Source organism: Microbispora sp. H13382 (assembly GCF_014161445.1).
Lineage (GTDB): Bacteria > Actinomycetota > Actinomycetes > Streptosporangiales > Streptosporangiaceae > Microbispora.
Map to the genome: position 1 here is coordinate 440153 of NZ_JABBXA010000002.1, position 17477 is coordinate 457629.

The following is a 17477-nucleotide window of genomic DNA, read 5'->3' on the forward strand; positions in this document are numbered from 1 at the left end:
ACGGCGTCGTGTTCCTGTGGGGAGGCCTGCCCACGGCCGACCCCGTGACCCGGCTGTGCGCCATGGCCGGGCGCGATCTCACCCGGGCCGAGTGGGACCTCTATCTCGGTGATCGGCCGCGCGAACCGATCTGCTGATCAGAAGTCGATCCGCACGACGGCTCGCCTGAGCGTCGGCCTGCTCACCTCGGTGAACCCCGCGTCCAGGAAGACATCACGGCTGCCGACGTGGAGCTCGCCCCAGGTGATCTCGGCGCCCGGGCGCGTGATCATCGGATATGCCTCCAAGGCCCGGGCTCCCCGCGTCCGGGCGAAGTCGATCGTGGCGCGTGCGAGCGCGTACGTCACCCCGCGTCGGCGGAAGCCCCTGCGGGTGACGAAGCAGGTCACGGCCCAGACGCTGTCGTCGGTTTCGTCCTCCTGCCGCCCGGTCCAGGGCACGCGGGTGCGGGTCAGCTGGGGATAGGCCGTCCGGGGCTCGACCGCGCACCACCCCACCGGCTCATCGCCGAGGTAGGCGACGAGACCGCTGGTCGAGCGGGCTGCGGGCGTTCCACAGCCGGTCTGCTCGCGCAGGCGCGCGGCGCGTTCCGCGGCGGAGACCGCGCCCCACTGGTACGTGAAGATCTTGTAGCGCTGGCAATGGCAGTCGATCGTGCCGAGGATCGCCCGCAGGTCGTCCCACGACGCCTGGTTGGCGGGGACGACGACGAGCTGGTCGACGGGGATCGGCTCCGTGATGTCCTGCCTCATTCCGCCGGCTGGTCCTCTCCGACCAGGCCGTCGTCGGACTCGCGGATGAGGTCGGCGTGCCCGATGTGGCGGGCGTACTCCTCGATCATGTCGATCAGCAGGCGGCGAAGGCTGGGCGACTCGCCGCGTGAGTTGGTGTGGGCCGCGAGCCGTCCGAGGCCGCCCTCGGCCAGCGCCTGCCGTACGCCGGCCCGGGAGCGGGCCACCGCGTCCTGCCACAACGTCGTCAACTGCTCGGGAGTGTCGTCGGCGGCCGTACGCCACTCCCAGTCGGGGTCGGTGTCGAAGTCCACCGTGTCCCACGGCGGCGACGGCGGCCGCCCGAACAGCTTCCGGGAGAACATATCGTCCTCCACCAGGGCCAGGTGCTTGAGCAGCCCTCCCAGGGTGATGGACGACGCGGCGGCGGTCGCCCGCAGGCCTGCCGCGTCGAGCCCGCCGCACTTCCACGCGAATGTCCGGCGCTGGCGTTCCAGCGACCCGAGGAGCGTGTCGATCTCGTCGCCCGCGACCGGCGGCTCACGAAGGATGTTTTCGGCCATGGCGGACAGGCTACGGTCATTTCCGGACGATCCCCTTCCGGAATCCGACGGGTTGCCGAATGAAACGAGACGAGAGCCCCACCGCCCGGGCCCTCCTGCTCCTCGAACTGATCCAGAACAGTCCCGGCATCACCGCGGAACGGCTGGCCGACCGGCTCGGTGTCTCCGAGCGGGCGGCCCGGCGTTACGTCGGCATCCTGCGCGAGGCCGGCATCCCGATCGAGTCCGTCCGCGGCCCCTATGGGGGATACCGCGTCGGCCGGGGGCACCGGCTGCCTCCCCTGATGTTCACGCCGGCCGAGGCGCTCGGGCTGGTGATGGCCGTGCTGGACGGCCACCACGACGACGCGGCGGATTCGGCCGATCCCGTGGGCGTCGCGCTCGGCAAGATCCTGCGGGTGCTTCCCGAGGCGGTGGCGGAGCCGGCCGCGGTGGTGCGGAGCCTGAGCGCGAGACACCCCGAGCCCGGGGCCAGGACGCCCGACCCCGAGACCACCGCCGTCCTCGCCCAGGCCTGCGCCGCGCGTCACCGGCTGCGGCTCGGATATCGCATCCGCCCCGGAGACGAGCGGATCATGGAGGTCGATCCGTGGGCCGTCGTCGTGCGTCGCGGCCGGTGGTATCTCCTGTGCTGGTCGCACACCAGGAACGCCCGCCGGGTGCTGCGGGTGGACAAGGTGGCGGACGTCGAGGTCCTCGACGTTCCGGCCGTCCCTCCGGCCGATCTCGATCCGGCGGAGATGCTGGAAGACCACCTGTCGGCGGGCTGGCGGCACGAGGTGGAGGTCGTCGTGGACGCACCCGCCGAGGCCGTGGCCGAGTGGATCCCGCGCAGCCTGGGCCGCCGCGAGCCGATCGATGCGACCACCACGCGCCTGGTGGGCGGCACGGACGAGCCGGACTGGTACGTCCGGCAGCTCACGGCGATCCGGGCGCCTTTCCGCATCGTCGGCTCTCGCGAACTGCGGGAGGCCGCCGAAGCCCTGGGACGACGCCTCCTCCGGGCCGGGTCCTGAAACGCCGGGTCCTGGGAAGCGCGGTCGTGGAGGCTAGGCGGAGCACGTGGCCCAGAGTTCGGCCCAGCCCTCGTGCATGAAGTCGTCGTTCTGGTACCAGACCGCGTACGAGTGGTCGTCGGACTGGACCGAGGTGATGCCGACGTTGGCGGGGCGCCGCCCGTCGGCGCCGCTGAGGTGCGGGTGGCTGGGCGGGCAGGCCACCATCAGCAGAGCGTCGCCGCCCGGCGGGATCCTCGTGCTCTGCATGAACTCGAAGCCGGTCATGGGCTCGTGCTGCACGTTCGAGCAGAGCACCTCGATCTTCACCAGGATGGCGGACGCGTGCTTGTCCGTCTTCGACTGGGAGTTGCCGAACGTCACCTTCACCTCGCGCCCGTTCACGGTGATGCCCTTGTAAACCAGCTCGCCCCCGTCCCAGGTGTCCTGGGCGACGGACGAGGTCCGGGTCGTCACCGGATACGGCTTCGTCGACGGACAGGTCCTCGACACGTAGACCGTCATGCCCGGCTGGACGGAGGTCGAGTTCGTCATGACCACGGTCTCCTCGGCGAACGCCGGGGCGACGGGGACCGTGAGTGCGGCGGCGGCGGCCATCGCCGCGACCGCGCCCGTTCGCGTGAGCTTGCGCATGTGGTGTCTCTCCTCGTTCGTCAGGCGTGTCCTTGCGCCGACGACGCTAGAGAGACCGTCTTGAGGCGGTCTTGACCGTGTCGTGTGGAGTGCTTCACGCGCACTTGGGGCCGGTGTTTCAGCCCGGCATGACGACGGTGGACAGGAGGCGCCGGGTGCGGCCCGGTGCGGGCTGGTTGGCGAGCCTCGCCAGGAGCACCTCGCGCAGGTCCCGCAGGAAGTCCTGGAACTCCTCGTCGCTGAGGTACATGGCCGCCTGCCGGAATCCCACGCCGTCGCGGCCGAGGTCGATGTCGTCCCGGGCGAGGTAGCGGTCGAAGTCGGCCAGCAGTAGCGCGACGAACGTCAGGAACGCCTGGCGGTGCTCCTCCGCGCCCAGCCCGGCCGCCTCCTCGGCGCCGACGTTCGCGTTGGCCGCACGCAGCCGGTAGGTCCGTTCGAAGGTGCCCCGGACCTTGCGCTCGGCCGCGACCTCCAGAACCTCGCCGTCGACCAGTGCCGCGACCTGCCTGTAGAGGGTCGCCGCCGGCACGTCGGGGAGCTCCGCGCGAAGGTCGGCCGTCGTCAGCGTCCGCTCGCCCAGGAGCGCCTGGACGATGCGCAGCCGGATGGGGTGCAGCAGCAACTCGGCCGTCGTCATGATCCTACGTTCTCACATTTGACATCATTCTCACAATCGAGAACAATCAGACTCACCACAGCACAACCTGCGAGGAACGCCATGAGCACCGTGACCATCACCCCCGACGCCATCGAAGTCCGCCTCTCCGCCGTCGAGAAGGCCGCCGCGCTGCGCACCGACCTGCGTGTCCCGCGGTCGGCGGTGCGGTCCGCCGAGATCGTGGACGACGCGCTCCGCGCCGCCCGAGGCCTGCGCACCGGCCTCGGCCTGCCCGGTCAGCGCAAGCTCGGCACCTGGCACAGCCGGGCCGGCAGGGAGTTCGTCGACGTGCGCAACGGTCAGCCGGCGGTGCGGATCCACCTCGACGGGCACGGCTACACCTCGCTGCTGCTGGGCGTGGACGACCCGCGCGCCGTGGTCGCCGCCCTCACCGGCGCCTGAGACGGGCCGACGCGATGCGCGACATCGACCTCACCTTCACCTCGGCCGGCGAGCGGCTCGCCGGCACGCTGACCCTGCCCGACGGCGACGGGCCCTTCCCGGCGGCGCTGCTGGTCCCCGGCTCGGGGCCGGTGAACCGTGACTCCGACCACCGGCGGCTCCCCCTCGGGGTGACCCGCTGGCTGGCGGAGGCGCTGGCCGCCGCCGGGATCGCGTCACTCCGCTACGACAAGCGCGGGGTGGGGGCCAGCACCGGCGCTTTCCTGACGTCCGGGTTCCGCGACAACATGGACGACGCCGCAGCCGCGCTGGCCACGCTCCGCGGACGCCCGGAGATCGACCCCGGCAGCGTGGGGGTGGCGGGACACAGCGAGGGCGCATTGATCGCGACGAACCTCGCCGCCCACGATCCCGCGGTGGCGGCGGTCGTGCTGTTGTCCGGCGCCGCCAAGATCGGTGCCGAGACGCTGCGCTGGCAGGCCGCGCGTCTCGCGCCGACCTTGCCGGCGTTCGTCCGCGCGGTGCTGCGCCTCACCCGCACCGACCTGGTCACCAAGGTGACCAAGAACCACGAGCGCATCCGCCGTACGACGACCGACGTCGCCCGGATCGGCGGAGTCCGGGTGAACGCCCGCTGGACCCGCGAGTTCCTCGACTACGACCCGGCGGCCGACCTCGCCCTGATCAAGGCGCCGGTGCTGGCCGTCACGGGCGAGAAGGACCTTCAGGTCGACCCCGGGGACCTCGCCCGTATGGCGGAACTGGTGCCGGGGCCGATCGAGACCCACCTGATCCCCGATCTCAGCCACATCCTGCGCAGGCAGCCGGGGACGCCGTCGCTGCGCGCGTACAAGCGTGAGGCGCGCGAGCCGGTCGACGCGCAGGTGCGAGACCTCGTCACCGCCTGGCTCGTGCGCACGCTTGCGGCGCCGGCGCGGGACGGAGGCTGATTCCCCGGGCCGACGTCGAGGGCATAGGGGCGGGCGAAGACCCGCTGCGAGTCGAAGAGGAGCGAGGCGGAGCCGCGGACCCCGCCGAGCGACCAGTACGACCTGCGCCTCCAGTCGTTCGGCGTGCCCGTTTTGCGGGGAGGACGACCTCAGGGTACTGGTGGGCGACTCCGAGGAGACCACCGTGGACACGTATCACAATGTGATCGCCGGAGAGCGTCGTGACCCGGCCTCCGGCGAGTGGATGGACCTCGTCGACCCCTCCACCGAGCAGGCGTACGCCAGGGCGGCCCGGTCGGGCGACCAGGACGTGGCGAGCGCGGTGGAGGCGGCCACCCGGGCCGCGCGGGCCTGGCGGCGGACCACCCCGGCCGAGCGTCAGCGGATGCTCGTCGAGCTGGCCGATCTGATGGCGGACAACCGGGAGGCGCTGGGCGAGGCCGAGGTGCGGGCGACCGGCAAGCCGCGCGGCACCGCGCTGCGGGTCGACGTGGACGGCGCGATCGACGTCATCCGCTACTTCGCCGGGGCCGCGCGAGTGCTGGAGGGACTCGGCGCGGCCGAGTACGCCGAGGGGCACACCTCATACGTACGGCGCGAGCCGATCGGCGTCGTCGCCCAGGTGACGCCGTGGAACTACCCGCTGATGATGGCGGCCTGGAAGATCGGTCCGGCCCTGGCGGCGGGCAACACCCTGGTGCTGAAGCCGTCCGACACCACGCCGGGCTCGGCCGTGCTGCTCGGCGAGCTGTGCGCGCGGGTGCTGCCGCCCGGCGTGGTCAACGTCGTGTGCGGCGACCGGGACACCGGCCGCGCGCTGGTGGCGCACCCCGGCGCGGAGATGGTGGCGATCACCGGCTCGACGCGGGCCGGGGCCGAGGTGATGGCGGCGGCCGCCGCCGACCTCAAGGACGTCCACCTGGAGCTGGGCGGCAAGGCTCCCGCGGTGGTGTTCGCCGACGCGGACCTGAAGGCGACCGCCCGCGGCGTCGCCGAGGCGGCGTTCTTCAACGCCGGGCAGGACTGCACGGCCGTCACCCGGGTGCTGGTCGAGGAAGGGGCGCATGACGACTTCGTCGCCGCGCTCGCCGAGGCGGCGCGGGCGCTGGCCGTCGGCGACCCGGACGAGGAGGGCGTGTTCCTCGGACCGTCCAACAACGCGGCCCAGGCCGAGCGGGTCGCGGGCTTCCTCGACCGGCTGCCCGCGCACGCCCGCGTGGTCACCGGCGGCGCCCGGCTCGACCGCCCCGGCTACTTCTTCCCGCCGACCGTCGTCGCCGGCGTCCGGCAGGACGACGAGATCGTGCAGCAGGAGGTCTTCGGCCCGGTCGTGACCGTGCAGCCGTTCGCGGACGAGGGCGAGGCCGTGGCCCTGGCCAACGGGGTCGAGTACGCGCTCGCCTCGAGCGTGTGGACGAGAGACGTTGGCCGGGCGATGCGGCTGTCGGCCGCGCTCGACTTCGGCGCGGTGTGGGTCAACTGCCACCAGGTGATCATCCCGGAGATGCCGCACGGCGGCTTCAAGCACTCGGGCAACGCCAAGGACCTGTCCCGGTACGGCCTGGACGCCTACACCCGCGTCAAGCACGTGATGATCAGCCACGCCTGAGGTCCACGGCGAGGCTGGCGGGGTCGACAACCCTGTCGTACTCGGCGGCGGCCACTGCGGGATCCGCAGGACGATCTTGAGCACCTGGACCGCGCGGGTCTGACGCTTGGCGGAGGGCGCCCGGCGCGGGTTCCCACTGTGCCGACGGCTCAGTCGCGCAGGCCGGCGAACAGGTCGTCCTCGTGGGCCGGCGCGTCCACCCGGCAGGTCTGCCGGATGAAGAACTCGTGCGAGAAGGCCTGGTGCTGGGCCTCCGGGGGCATCTTCAGCAGGAAGATGTTCTCGCCCTGGCTCGCGTGCGCCTGCAGGGCCTTCACCTTGTTCTCCACGTACGGCGACACGTCGACCACGGAGGTGATGAGCTCCTCGGGGGTGCCGAAGTCGTCGGGGAGCTCGAAGTCCTCCGGGGCCATGCCGCTCGACCGCATGAACGCGAACATCTCACGGATCCGCTCGCGCGGCACGGCCGTGTAGTAGAGCTTGTCCGGGATGCCGGTCATCTCGGCCGCCGCGACCGCGATGCGGTGGGCCTGGATGTGGTCGGGGTGCCCGTAGTTGCCGTTCTCGTCGTAGGTGACGATCACCTGCGGGCGGTAGCGCTCCATCAGCTCGGCGAGCCGGGCGGCGGCCGTCTCGACCGGGACGTTGGCGAACGCGTCGGCGTGACCGTTGCCCTCCCAGCCGTCCATGCCGGAGTCGCGGTACCCGAGCAGCTCCAGGTGGGAGATGCCGAGGTGGGCGACCGACTCGCTCAGCTCGGCCAGCCGCCGCTCGGCGACGGCGGCGTCGTCGTGGCCGGGCTCGCCCGGCTTCACCCCGCCGGGGCCGTCCCCCTGCTCGCCGTTGGTGCAGGTCACCAGGACCGTACGGACACCCTCGGCGGTGTATTTCGCGAGGATCCCGCCGGTGCCGATCACCTCGTCGTCGGGGTGGGCGTGCACGGCCATCAGGGTGAGCTGTCGGTCCATTCGATTCCCCCGGGTGTCGTTTACCGTCACCCGGACGAGCCTATATCGCCTCTTGATCTCGCGCGGGGACGCCGCTGACCGGCGGAGTGGGGGCCGGGGTCATGCGGGTGGTCACCAGCCACCAGATGACCAGTTGCAGCAGGGCCAGCGCCAGGGCGAAGGGCGGCAGCGTCCAGGCGCCGATCCCCTGGGCGATCGCCCCTGTCAGCCAGGGGAACACCGCGCCGCCGACCACCGACACCCCGTTGATCAATCCGATGGCGGTGGGCACCAGCCGGGTCACGGTGAGCCGAGGCGCCACGGCCATCGTGGTGGGGAAGACCGGCCCGAGCCAGAAGCCGAGCAGCACGAAGCTGACGCTGGCCATCGCGGCGCCCGGCACGAGCCAGGCCAGCGCCGTGCTGAGCGTGACTCCGGCCAGGCAGAGGAAGGTCATCCCGGTCGCGGTCATGCCGAGCCTGGTGGCGATCGGGCTGATCAGGAAGCGGCCCAGGGTGAGCCCGAGCCAGTAACCGGAGATCGTGTAGCCGGCCAGCAGGTCGCTCTGCCCGTGCTCGTCGACCAGGAAGCTGAACCCCCAGTTCCCCACGCTGATCTCCAGGCCGACGTACACGGCGAGGAACACCGCGCCCAGCAGGACGGCGGGCTGCCGTGCCGCGGTGGACAGCAGCCCGCCGGTCGCGGGCCCGGCGTGTTCCCCCGGGTGTTCCCCCGCGGGCGTGGGCGGCGGAGCCTCGCGGGCGGGCAGGGTCAGGTAGAAGCCGATCAGCAACGGCAGGCAGACCAGGGCCAGGACCAGCCACACGGCCGTCCAGGGCAGGAAGGTCAGGATCCAGGTGGCCAGCAGCGGCCCGAGCAGCGCGCCGACGCCGAAGAACGCGTGCAGGCGGTTGAGCAGCGTGGTCGCCCCGGGCAGGTCGGTGAGATAGGCGTTCAGCACCGATTCGAAGACGCCCGTGCCGTACCCTGCCACGACCTGGGCCACCAGGAAGGCCAGGAACGGCGGGCGCACGGCCGTGAAGAGACCGGCCAGCGCGAACGTGCCGCCGCCGAGGAGGAGCGAGGCCCGGATCCCGAAGCGGTGGATCAGCGGGCCCGCGGTCGAGCCGGACAGCATGAACCCGGCGGAGAAGGCGAAGAACTGGGTGCCGATCGTGGCCTTGTCGAGGCCGTAGTCGTCCATCTGCGCCGGCAGCAGCACCCCACCCACGCCGGCGCTCACGCCGACCAGGATGAAGGTGACATAGGAGAGCGCGACCGGCGCCCACAGATCGCGCCGCAGTGCGGACACCTGACCTCCCGCGTACGAGCAGCCTTCCGGCCACCCGGCATGCGGGATCGGCCGTATCCGTGATCAACGGTGATCCCGTTTTCGGCGTCATGCTACTTGGGGTGCCTGTTGCTCCCATAGGGGTTTTCGGTGGATATCGTCACCATGTGACGGATCATGCGACGGTCCAGGCGAACGGCGTCCGCATCGCGTACCGGTCGTACGGGCCGGACGGACCGGACGGCGGCGTGCCGCTGGTCCTGCTGCACGGGCTGGGCGAGGGCATGGCCGGCTGGGCGGACGTCGCGCCGGTGCTGGCCGCCCACCGGCACGTGTACGCCCTCGACCTGCGCGGCCACGGCGCCAGCGACCGGCCGGGTGACTACGGCCTGGAACTCATGCGCGACGACGTCCTGGCCTTCCTCGACGCGCTGTCGCTCGGCACGGTGGACGTGATCGGGCACTCGATGGGCGGCATCGTGGCCTACCTGCTCGCCGCCGAGCGGCCGGACCGGGTGCGGACGCTGATCCTTGAGGACGTCCCGCTCCCCGTGCCGCGCGTCCCGCCTCCGCTCGTACGGCCGGAGGAGCCGCTGACGTTCGACTGGGCGATGGTCACGGCGATCAGGCCCGAGATCGACCGGCCCGACCCGGCGTGGCTGGAGCGGCTGGACCGGATCACCGCGCGGACGCTCGTGATCGGCGGCGGGCCGGACAGCCACATCCCCCAGGACCGGGTCGCCGAGATGGCCCGCCGCGTCCCCGGCGCCGCGCACGTCACGATCCCGGCCGGGCACCTGGTGCACGAGAACGCCCCCGGCGCCTTCGTCCGCGAGGTGCTGGCCTTCCTCGCCTAGAGGCTGGCCGGCAGCCCGAAGACGGCGAACAGGGCGGGACTCCCGAACACGACGTTGCGCGCGATGCCGTCCTTGCCGATCGCGAGGACCTGGAGTGAGTGGGCCCGCAGGACGCCGTCGCCGTCGGCGTAGGCGGCGAGTGCGGGCTGGCCGTTGGCCCGCGCCGGCGCCATCCGCCAGGGGCCGCGCCGGGCGCAGACCCAGCGGATGAAGCGGCCGAACTCCTCCCTGCCGGAGAACCACGACAGGAACGGCGGCATCTCCAGGACGGCGTCCTCGCGCAGCAGCCGCTCCAGGGCGTCGACGTCGGCCTTCTCGAACGCCGCGACGTACCGGTCGAGCAGCTCGCGGCAGGCGGGGGTCGTCCGGTTCGAGGAGGTCGTCCTCCGCCGGGGCCACCCGGTCGAGCTGGGCGCGGGCACGCTGCAGCGCGCTGTTGACGGCGGCGACCGAGGTCTCCAGCAGGTCGGCGACCTCGCTCCACCCGCCCGCGCCGCCGACGCGAGCGGCCTGCTCACCACGGCCATGCAGCTCGGCCAGCTCAGCGGCGTGGCCGTGTTCGGCACGGTGTTCCTCGCCTTGGCCGACCCACCGAAGCCGGAGGCGATGGGGACGACCGCCTGGTGGCTCGCGCTGGCCACGGCCGCGGGCGCGGCGGGCGCGGTCGCCCTGGCCCGTGCCGTACGGCCCCGGCCCGCGTAGCCCCCCGCGTGCGGTGCGGGTGTTGCGTCTTCCTCGGACGTCCTTTGCCCTGGCGGCGCTACCGTGGGTGTACGCCCTGGGGGTGATCCGCATGCCAGACGGCCGGCAGCTCGCGGACCGCGTGCTGAACGCGGTGAACGGTCATGACCTGGAACGACTGTCGGCGTGCTACGACGACGACGCCGTCCTGTCCACCCCGCTGAGGGACTGCGTGGGGCGCGAGCAGATCGTCCGATACTGGGAGAGCCTGTTCAAGGGCTTCACCGACATGGCCATGACGGTCTGGAACAGGGTGGAGTGCGCCGACCCGGGCTTCAGCGAGTGGACGATGACGGGCACGCACACCGGGCCCTTCCCGCTGCCCGATGGAGGTGTCGCGAGCGCGAGCGGCCGGCGGATCACGGTCCGCGGCTGCGGGGCGTGCCACGCGAAGGACGGGCTCGTCGTCGCCCACCGGGACTATTTCGACCTGCTCGAGCTGTACTCCCAGCTCGGGTTCTCGCTCGTCCCCGGCTAGGTAACCGCCCCCCGCTTTCGGGTGATTTGTGGTGGTTTACGTAGCCTGAAAGTCTGGGAGAGGGGAGGCGTCATGCCCGATCCAGCGGACGCGACCGTGTTCTTCGTGGGAAACGCCACCATGATCATCCGTTCTCACGGGTTCACCCTGCTGACGGATCCGAACTTCCTGCACCAGGGGCAGCGAGCCCATCTCGGCTGGGGGCTGAGCACCCGCCGCCGCACCGAGCCGGCGATGAAGGTCACGGAGCTCCCGCCGCTGGACCTGGTCGTGCTGTCGCACATGCACGGCGACCACTGGGACAAGATCGCCAGGAACGGCCTCGACAAGGACCTGCCGATCGTCACCACCCGCCACGCGGCGGCCCGGCTCCGCCGCCAGGGGTTCGACCACGCCATCGGGCTGGAGCCGTGGGAGTACCACCACGAGCGCCACGGGGACGGCACGCTCACGGTGACGGCCACGCCCGCCCGGCACGCGCCGGGCCCGGCGAACTCGCTGATGCCGCCGGTGATGGGGAGCGTGCTCGACTTCGCCCACGCCGGCGAGGTGGACCTGCGCCTGCACATCAGCGGCGACACGATCATGGACGACTGCCTGTCGGAGATTCCGCGCCGCTTCCCGGACATCGACGTCGGCATCATCCACCTCGGCGGCACGCGGATCCTCGGGGTGACGGTGACCATGGACGGCGCGCAGGGGGTGGAGTGGCTCAGGCTGATGCAGCCGGAGTCGGCCCTGCCCGTCCATTACGACGACTACGCGGCGTTCGCCTCCCCGCTCAGGGACTTCCAGCAGCACGTCCGGAGCGCCGGGCTGTCGCACCTGGTCCACTACCTCATGCGCGGGGAGACCTACCGCCTTCCTGTGCGGCAGTCCGGCGTACGCCCGCGCCGGCACGTCCCGGGAGTGGGCTGACAGGCACTAGTCAAAAAGAAACCATCCTATTGACACCCGTACGGCGAGGGTGTTGCATCTTTATTCAAGCTTTAAAGCTTTCCTGTAGCGCTGGACACCGGCACGCGCGCTCCCAGACCGGAGGCGGCGCGGGCCGGAGATCCTGCTGGCATCCCCCCACCAACCGGAGATCTCCATGCGCAAACCCCGGCTCCTCATCATGGCCGCGGCCATGGTCGTCAGCCTGACCGGCGGCCTGGTCGCCGGCACGGGCGCCGACCGGGCCGAGGCCGCCATCGGCCCCGTCACCTGGTCGGACGAGTTCAACGCCGCGGCGGGAACGCCGATCGACGGCGCCAAGTGGAAGTTCGACGTAGGCGGCAGCGGCTGGGGCAACAACGAGTTGCAGTACTACACGAACTCCACCCGCAACGTGTACCACGACGGGCAGGGACACCTGGCCATCACCGCCCGCCGGGAGAACCCGTCCAACTACCAGTGCCACTACGGCACCTGCCAGTACACCTCGGGCCGCATCCTGACCGCCGACAAGTTCAGCCAGGCGTACGGCCGCTTCGAGGCGAGCATCAAGATTCCCAAGGGTCAGGGCATCTGGCCGGCGTTCTGGATGCTCGGCGGCGGCAACTGGCCGAACACCGGCGAGATCGACATCATGGAGAACGTCGGCAAGGCGCCCAACACCGTCTACGGCACCGTGCACGGCCCCGGTTACTCCGGCGGCGGCGTCGGCGGCAACCGGACGATCGGCGCGCCGCTCGGCGACGCCTTCCACACCTACCGGGTCGACTGGTCGCCGAACCTCATCGTCTGGTATCTGGACGGCTCGGAGTACTTCCGCGTCACGCCGGCCGACATCCGCGGCAACCAGTGGGTGTTCGACCACCCGTTCTTCATGATCTTGAACGTCGCGGTCGGCGGCAACTGGCCGGGCAACCCCGACTCCACCACGTCGTTCCCGCAGACCATGCTGATCGACTGGGTCCGCGTCTCCGCCTGGACCAGCGACGGGGGAGGCGGGAGCGGCGGCGCGCTGAAGTCCGGCCTGAACGGCCGCTGCGTCGACATCCCGGGCGCCGACCCCGTCGACGGCGCCCGGCTGCAGATGTACGACTGCAACGGCACCGCCGCCCAGCAGTGGACGATCAACGGCGACGGCACGGTCCGCGCGATGGGCAAGTGCATGGACGCCGCGGCGGCCGGCACCGCCAACGGAACGCCGATCCAGCTCTACACGTGCAACGGCACCGGCGCCCAGCGCTTCACGCTCACCCCGGCCGGCGACCTCGTCAACATCCCCGCGAACCGATGTGTGGACATCGTGGACGTGAACCCGGCCAGTGGCGCGCGCCTCCAACTGTGGGACTGCACCGGCGGGGCCAACCAGAAGTGGACCCGCGGCTGACGACCGCGTGACCGGCGTGAGGGGTTCGGCCTCTCGCGCCGGTCACGGCCGCTTCCGGCGTACGGCGAGGGCGATCACCAGGTACGGCGCCGCCGCGACGGCGAACAGCGGCCCGGGGCCGGTCCACACCGAACCGGCGGCGTAACCGCCGTAGACCGCCAGGGCGACGACCTCGGTGCCGACCCCGGCCATCGACGTGACCGTGGCCCGCGCGCCGTCCGAGATCCCCTCCTGAAGCCTCGCCTCCAGCGCCGCCGTCGCCCACTGGAACAAGCCGAAGGCCACGGCGACCAGCGTGAGCGCCTCCGGCCGGCCCGCGGACGCTCCGACGGCGCCGGCCGCCATGCAGACGGCGGCCGTCACCAGGGCCGGCGCGAGGGCGCCCCGCCCCCGCCCGGCGAACCACCCGCCGACCATGCCGCCCGCGCTCACCAGCAGGACGAGCAGGGGAACCCGCCCGACGGACACCCCGGTCGCCTCCGCGAGCAGGGGGACGTACTCGTCCATCGCCCCCGCGACCGACGTGGCCGACAGGACCACGATCGCGCGGCGGACCGCGGGACCCCCGCGCACCTGGGCCAGGCCGTCGCGCAGGACGGCGAAGTATCCGCCGGCGACGTCGGACCGGTCGCGGTCGCCGCGCGACTCGGGGAACGACAGTCCCACGGCGGCTCCGAGCAGCGTCACGAGCACGCTGGCCAGGCCCGCGGCGCGCATGCCGCCCACGGCGAGCACGGGCCCCGCCAGCGCGGTCGCGGCCATCACCGCCGTCGTGCCGAGGGCCGCCGCCCGCCCGGCGAGGGACGGGTAGCGCCCGGTCGCGCCCCGCCGGTCGAGTTCCTCGTACACCAGGGCCTGGAGTGTGCCCGAACGCAGGGAGCCGCCGGCGCCCCACAGCACGAAGCCCAGCGCGAACGACCAGTAGGAGGGGGCGAACGTCCACAGGGCGTATCCCGTGCCCGCCAGGAGGGGCGCGGCGGCGAGCAGCAACCGCCGCGAGACGAGGTCGGCCCACACACCGGACGGGACCTCCAGCACGAAGCCGGTGACGGACCAGATCACGAACAGCGAGGAGATCTGGGCGGGGGAGAGCCCGTTCTCGGCGAACAGCAGGGCGTACACCGGATAGAGGACGACGAAGTCCTCCAGGAACGCGTACGCGTACAGGCGGGCCGCGAGGGCCCGTTCAGGTGAGCGTCAATGTCGCCAGGTCACCCTCCGCACCCTACGCGCCCGTCGATCTTCGCGCATCGGACTTTTCTCTGCAGGCTCACGGGCCCGAGGCTCGGGGCTCACGGGCTCGGGGCTCACGGGCTCACGGCGAGGAGCAGGAAGGCGGCGAGCAGCGTGAGGTGCACGCCCGCCTGCAGGACGGTGGCCCGGCCGGGCACCACGGTCAGCGTCGCCACGACGATCGTCAGCCCGAGCAGCACGATGTGCGTCGCGTCGAGTCCGAGCAGCAGCGGCCCTTTCACCCACAGCGACGCCGCGGCGATCGTCGGGATGGTGAGCCCGATGCTGGCCATCGCCGAGCCGAAGGCGAGGTTCAGGCTGACCTGGACCCGCGCGCGCCGGGCCGCGCGTACGGCGGCGAGGGTCTCCGGCAGCAGCACCAGCAGCGCGATCACGACGCCCACCACCGCCTGCGGCAGGCTCGCGGCGCGTACGGCCGTCTCGATGGCGGGCGACTCGACCTTCGCCAGGCCGACCACGGCGACGAGCGCGGTCAGCAGCAGCGCCAGGCTGGCCGTGGCGGCCCGCGTGGTCGGCGGGCCGGCGCGCCCGTCCGCGTCACGGCCGCGGGGTTCCACCGGCAGGAAGTAGTCGCGGTGCCGTACGGCCTGGGTGAGTACGAACAGGCCGTACAACGCGAGCGAGGCGAACGCGGCGAACGCGAGTTGAGCCGGAGAGAAGGCGGGCCCGTGCTTGCTTGTGGTGAAGGCCGGCAGGACGAGGCTCAGGGTCGACAGGGTGGCGACGGTGGCGAGCGCGCCCCCCGTTCCCTCCGCGTTGAACACCGCCACCCGCCGCCGCAGCGCCGCGACCAGCAGCGACAGGCCGGCGATCCCGTTGCATGTGATCATCACGGCGGCGAACACCGTGTCGCGGGCGAGCGACGCCGCGGCCGGCCCGCCGGACACGGTGAGGCTGAGGATCAGCGCCACCTCGATCACCGTGACCGCCACGGCGAGTATGAGCGAGCCGAACGGCTCACCCACGCGATGAGCGATGACTTCGGCGTGGTGCACGGCCGCGAGCACCGAACTCGCGAGGAAGAGCGCGGCGATCACCACGACGACGGGTGGGATGCTCCGTCCCCACGCCAGCGCGAGCACCGCCACGGCGAGGATCGGAACGCTCACGGTCCAGGTGGCGGCCAGTCGGCGGTAGCGCAGGCTCACATGGTTCTTCCTGCCCAAATGGGACGAAAGGTATAAAGGACGCTAGAGCTGCTTGAGCAGCCAGCGCGGGCCGGCGACCAGGGCGCCGAGGGCCGTCACCCGCTCGCGCAGCCCTCGATCGGCGGTGACGACGAGGGCGGTCTCCCACGACCGCACGCCGCGCACCACGTCCACGATCGCGTCGTCCCCGCTGCCACCGGCCACCACGACCGCCAGGTCTCCGGCCACCGGCCCCGGGTCGGCGGCGCCGGCCGCCGCCCCTTCGAGCACCGCGACCATGCGCGGGAACCACCGGGACAGTGCGGGAACGCCTTCCGGCATCTCGCCGAGGCCCTGCCCGGAGAGCGGGACCAGCTCGTTGAGCAGGCGGTTCGCGGCGCCGGCGCGGTCGTTCCACCATCCGTGCTCGGCGCGCGCGCCGATGATGTTGGCCATGTCGAGGACGACGACCACCGGGCTCAGCGCGGGCCGGATCCTCGGCCACGAGTCGGCGAAGCCCGGATGCAGCTCCTTCGACGCGACCTCGTCGGCGGCCACCCAGCGCATGTCGGCGCTCTCGCCGTTGGCGGGCGCGGCGTCGAGCAGCCCCCCGGCCTCCGCGATCACCGTCTGGAACGACCAGCCGCCGTGGTCGTCGACGTAGAGCCCGCGCACCCGGACGAGATCGGCGTCCAGCGCGGCCTCCTCCTGCGCCTCGCGCAGCGCGCCGGTGATGGCGTCCTCATGGCTGTCGCACGCGCCGCCCGGCAGCCCCCACGTCCCGCCGTGATGACTCCACCAGGCCCGCTTCTGCATCAGCACGTACGGCATGCCGTCGAGGGTGTGATGCACGGTGAGCAGGCCGGCGGCGCCGTACACCCCCCAGTGCTGGTGCCCCAGCGCGCACAGGGCCCAGCCGTCACCGTCCTTCGCCGCCATGGACCCATCTTGCCGCAGCGGGCTGAGTGCGGTCCGCCGCCCCGTTGCTCTGTGGGCGCCGGCGTGGACCGGCGGTACGTGACGGGGTCGTAGGCCGATCGTTATTAACCGGTAAGCGATCCTTCCGAAGGCCGAGTCCGAAGCCCGTTAGCGTGTGAGCCCTCACTCGTGATTCCCCCTTATCCGGAGAATCAGGAGATGTCATATCTGGAGAGACGCCCGCTTCCTGCGGCCGGAGGAGCGGGCGTTGTCCTCCCCCTGTCGTTTCGGTGTCGGCCCACCGGCCGTCCTGCTCGGCTCCTCTCGGGTGCCAGGCGGTGGAATTCTTCACGATCTCTCCACGGACGCCGCACAAGTGCCTGATTGACTGATGCCGTGATCCGGGAACCGGTGGGCCGGCATCGTGAACGCGTCCCGTTCAGGGCGACCACGTCGAGACAGAACATCGCCGTATATCTCGCACTTGTGGCCGGCGTGGCACTGGTTCCACTCGGAATTCTGGATTGGCTCGTGGCGATGTGGCTCGTCCGGGGAGTCCAGTGCGGCGTGCACGAGCAAGGCGGCGTACTCGACTGTGGTGGGTCATCCGCGCTGGAGAAAGCGATCCTTTTCGGATCGCTGCTCGCGTTGCCGATGTTCGTCGTGGAAACCTGGCTGATCGCCCGAGGGATTCGACGGATCGCTGCCGGGCGCGAAGGAAACCGGGCCTGACCCCGCCCATCGCCCATGCCGGTCCTGGGCATCGGCGGTCAGTACTCCATCGGGCCGGGGGCCGCGGACGCGTTCCGCCAGGTCGCCGACGACGTGCGCACGGTGGTGGCACCCGACTCCGGGCACTTCGTCCCCGAGGAGAACCCACGCTTCATGGCCGATTGCGCGAGCCTCTTCCTGGGCGCCCGGACCGGCACGCCCCCGCGCCCCGAGCTCACCTCCTGCGCCCCGTAGACACAGGCATGTG

The 17477-nt window shown here is 71.8% G+C and carries 22 protein-coding genes; 12 read left to right on the top strand and 10 right to left on the bottom strand.

The window, feature by feature from the left end; all coding sequences use genetic code 11:
- Window positions 1-8: 8 nt before the first annotated feature.
- Window positions 9-137, top strand: a complete 129-nt coding sequence (locus HHX41_RS40210) for a hypothetical protein (protein WP_259400648.1) — start codon at window positions 9-11, stop codon at window positions 135-137.
- Here HHX41_RS40210 and HHX41_RS05950 read toward each other — a convergent pair whose 3' ends face one another.
- Together HHX41_RS05950 and HHX41_RS05955 are read right to left on the bottom strand one after the other, a co-directional pair.
- A complete protein-coding gene (locus HHX41_RS05950; RefSeq protein ID WP_182905099.1) occupies window positions 138-752 on the bottom strand; it encodes a GNAT family N-acetyltransferase in 615 nt (204 codons plus the stop codon).
- On the bottom strand, window positions 749-1294 hold the full coding sequence (locus HHX41_RS05955) for a DinB family protein (protein ID WP_182905100.1): 546 nt from the start codon (window positions 1292-1294) through the stop codon (window positions 749-751). Before HHX41_RS05955 ends, HHX41_RS05950 begins: the two co-directional genes overlap by 4 nt.
- A 59-nt stretch (window positions 1295-1353) precedes the next feature.
- Between HHX41_RS05955 and HHX41_RS05960 the strand changes: the two genes are divergently transcribed.
- Window positions 1354-2310 (top strand): YafY family protein, encoded by a 957-nt coding sequence (locus tag HHX41_RS05960; RefSeq protein ID WP_182905101.1) that lies wholly within the window; start codon window positions 1354-1356, stop codon window positions 2308-2310.
- A 33-nt stretch (window positions 2311-2343) separates the two neighbouring features.
- Here HHX41_RS05960 and HHX41_RS05965 read toward each other — a convergent pair whose 3' ends face one another.
- The gene (locus HHX41_RS05965) at window positions 2344-2943 is read right to left on the bottom strand and encodes a hypothetical protein (RefSeq protein WP_169984030.1); all 600 of its coding nucleotides are present in this window, start codon (window positions 2941-2943) and stop codon (window positions 2344-2346) included.
- Window positions 2944-3061: 118 nt separating this feature from the next.
- On the bottom strand, window positions 3062-3583 hold the full coding sequence (locus HHX41_RS05970) for a helix-turn-helix domain-containing protein (protein WP_169984031.1): 522 nt from the start codon (window positions 3581-3583) through the stop codon (window positions 3062-3064).
- Between the two features lie 81 nt (window positions 3584-3664).
- On the opposite strand from HHX41_RS05970, the gene HHX41_RS05975 reads away from it, so the two are divergent.
- The 3 genes from HHX41_RS05975 (at window position 3665) to HHX41_RS05985 (ending at window position 6565) form a co-directional block, all read left to right on the top strand.
- Complete coding sequence (locus HHX41_RS05975) at window positions 3665-4006, top strand: hypothetical protein (RefSeq protein ID WP_182905102.1); 342 nt, start codon at window positions 3665-3667, stop codon at window positions 4004-4006.
- A 14-nt stretch (window positions 4007-4020) separates the two neighbouring features.
- Entirely contained in the window at window positions 4021-4956 is a 936-nt protein-coding gene (locus HHX41_RS05980) for an alpha/beta hydrolase (RefSeq protein WP_182905103.1), read from the top strand.
- A gap of 184 nt (window positions 4957-5140) precedes the next feature.
- On the top strand, window positions 5141-6565 hold the full coding sequence (locus HHX41_RS05985) for an aminobutyraldehyde dehydrogenase (protein ID WP_310741795.1): 1425 nt from the start codon (window positions 5141-5143) through the stop codon (window positions 6563-6565).
- Window positions 6566-6714: 149 nt separating this feature from the next.
- Here HHX41_RS05985 and HHX41_RS05990 read toward each other — a convergent pair whose 3' ends face one another.
- Together HHX41_RS05990 and HHX41_RS05995 are read right to left on the bottom strand one after the other, a co-directional pair.
- A complete protein-coding gene (locus HHX41_RS05990) occupies window positions 6715-7533 on the bottom strand; it encodes a PIG-L family deacetylase (RefSeq protein WP_182905104.1) in 819 nt (272 codons plus the stop codon).
- A 40-nt stretch (window positions 7534-7573) separates the two neighbouring features.
- Window positions 7574-8824 (bottom strand): sugar MFS transporter, encoded by a 1251-nt coding sequence (locus HHX41_RS05995; protein ID WP_220503755.1) that lies wholly within the window; start codon window positions 8822-8824, stop codon window positions 7574-7576.
- Between the two features lie 146 nt (window positions 8825-8970).
- On the opposite strand from HHX41_RS05995, the gene HHX41_RS06000 reads away from it, so the two are divergent.
- A complete protein-coding gene (locus HHX41_RS06000; protein ID WP_310741796.1) occupies window positions 8971-9660 on the top strand; it encodes an alpha/beta hydrolase in 690 nt (229 codons plus the stop codon).
- Here the strand turns inward: HHX41_RS06000 and HHX41_RS06005 are convergent.
- Window positions 9657-10082, bottom strand: coding sequence for a nuclear transport factor 2 family protein (locus tag HHX41_RS06005; RefSeq protein ID WP_182905106.1), 426 nt, complete (start codon window positions 10080-10082; stop codon window positions 9657-9659). The genes HHX41_RS06000 and HHX41_RS06005 overlap by 4 nt on opposite strands.
- A gap of 103 nt (window positions 10083-10185) precedes the next feature.
- Here HHX41_RS06005 and HHX41_RS06010 point away from each other — a divergent pair, with 103 nt between their 5' ends.
- The 4 genes from HHX41_RS06010 to HHX41_RS06025 all read left to right on the top strand — a co-directional run bounded on the left by HHX41_RS06010 (window position 10186) and on the right by HHX41_RS06025 (window position 13199).
- Window positions 10186-10362, top strand: coding sequence for a hypothetical protein (locus HHX41_RS06010; RefSeq protein ID WP_182905379.1), 177 nt, complete (start codon window positions 10186-10188; stop codon window positions 10360-10362).
- 91 nt (window positions 10363-10453) lie between these two features.
- Window positions 10454-10879, top strand: coding sequence for a nuclear transport factor 2 family protein (locus tag HHX41_RS06015; protein ID WP_182905107.1), 426 nt, complete (start codon window positions 10454-10456; stop codon window positions 10877-10879).
- Window positions 10880-10951: 72 nt separating this feature from the next.
- The gene (locus HHX41_RS06020) at window positions 10952-11797 is read left to right on the top strand and encodes an MBL fold metallo-hydrolase (RefSeq protein WP_182905108.1); all 846 of its coding nucleotides are present in this window, start codon (window positions 10952-10954) and stop codon (window positions 11795-11797) included.
- Between the two features lie 175 nt (window positions 11798-11972).
- A complete protein-coding gene (locus tag HHX41_RS06025) occupies window positions 11973-13199 on the top strand; it encodes a glycoside hydrolase family 16 protein (RefSeq protein WP_182905109.1) in 1227 nt (408 codons plus the stop codon).
- Between the two features lie 42 nt (window positions 13200-13241).
- On the opposite strand, the gene HHX41_RS06030 is transcribed toward HHX41_RS06025, so the two are convergent.
- From HHX41_RS06030 to HHX41_RS06040, 3 genes are all read right to left on the bottom strand, one after another.
- Window positions 13242-14366, bottom strand: a complete 1125-nt coding sequence (locus HHX41_RS06030; RefSeq protein ID WP_220503831.1) for an MFS transporter — start codon at window positions 14364-14366, stop codon at window positions 13242-13244.
- A gap of 140 nt (window positions 14367-14506) precedes the next feature.
- Complete coding sequence (locus HHX41_RS06035; protein WP_169984041.1) at window positions 14507-15601, bottom strand: calcium:proton antiporter; 1095 nt, start codon at window positions 15599-15601, stop codon at window positions 14507-14509.
- 42 nt (window positions 15602-15643) lie between these two features.
- Window positions 15644-16519, bottom strand: coding sequence for an NUDIX hydrolase (locus HHX41_RS06040; RefSeq protein WP_169984042.1), 876 nt, complete (start codon window positions 16517-16519; stop codon window positions 15644-15646).
- 363 nt (window positions 16520-16882) lie between these two features.
- On the opposite strand from HHX41_RS06040, the gene HHX41_RS06045 reads away from it, so the two are divergent.
- Both HHX41_RS06045 and HHX41_RS06050 read left to right on the top strand, forming a co-directional pair.
- The gene (locus HHX41_RS06045; protein WP_182905111.1) at window positions 16883-17230 is read left to right on the top strand and encodes a hypothetical protein; all 348 of its coding nucleotides are present in this window, start codon (window positions 16883-16885) and stop codon (window positions 17228-17230) included.
- 15 nt (window positions 17231-17245) lie between these two features.
- Window positions 17246-17464: an alpha/beta fold hydrolase gene (locus HHX41_RS06050; RefSeq protein ID WP_182905112.1), complete on the top strand. Its 219-nt coding sequence runs from the start codon at window positions 17246-17248 to the stop codon at window positions 17462-17464.
- Window positions 17465-17477: the final 13 nt, after the last annotated feature.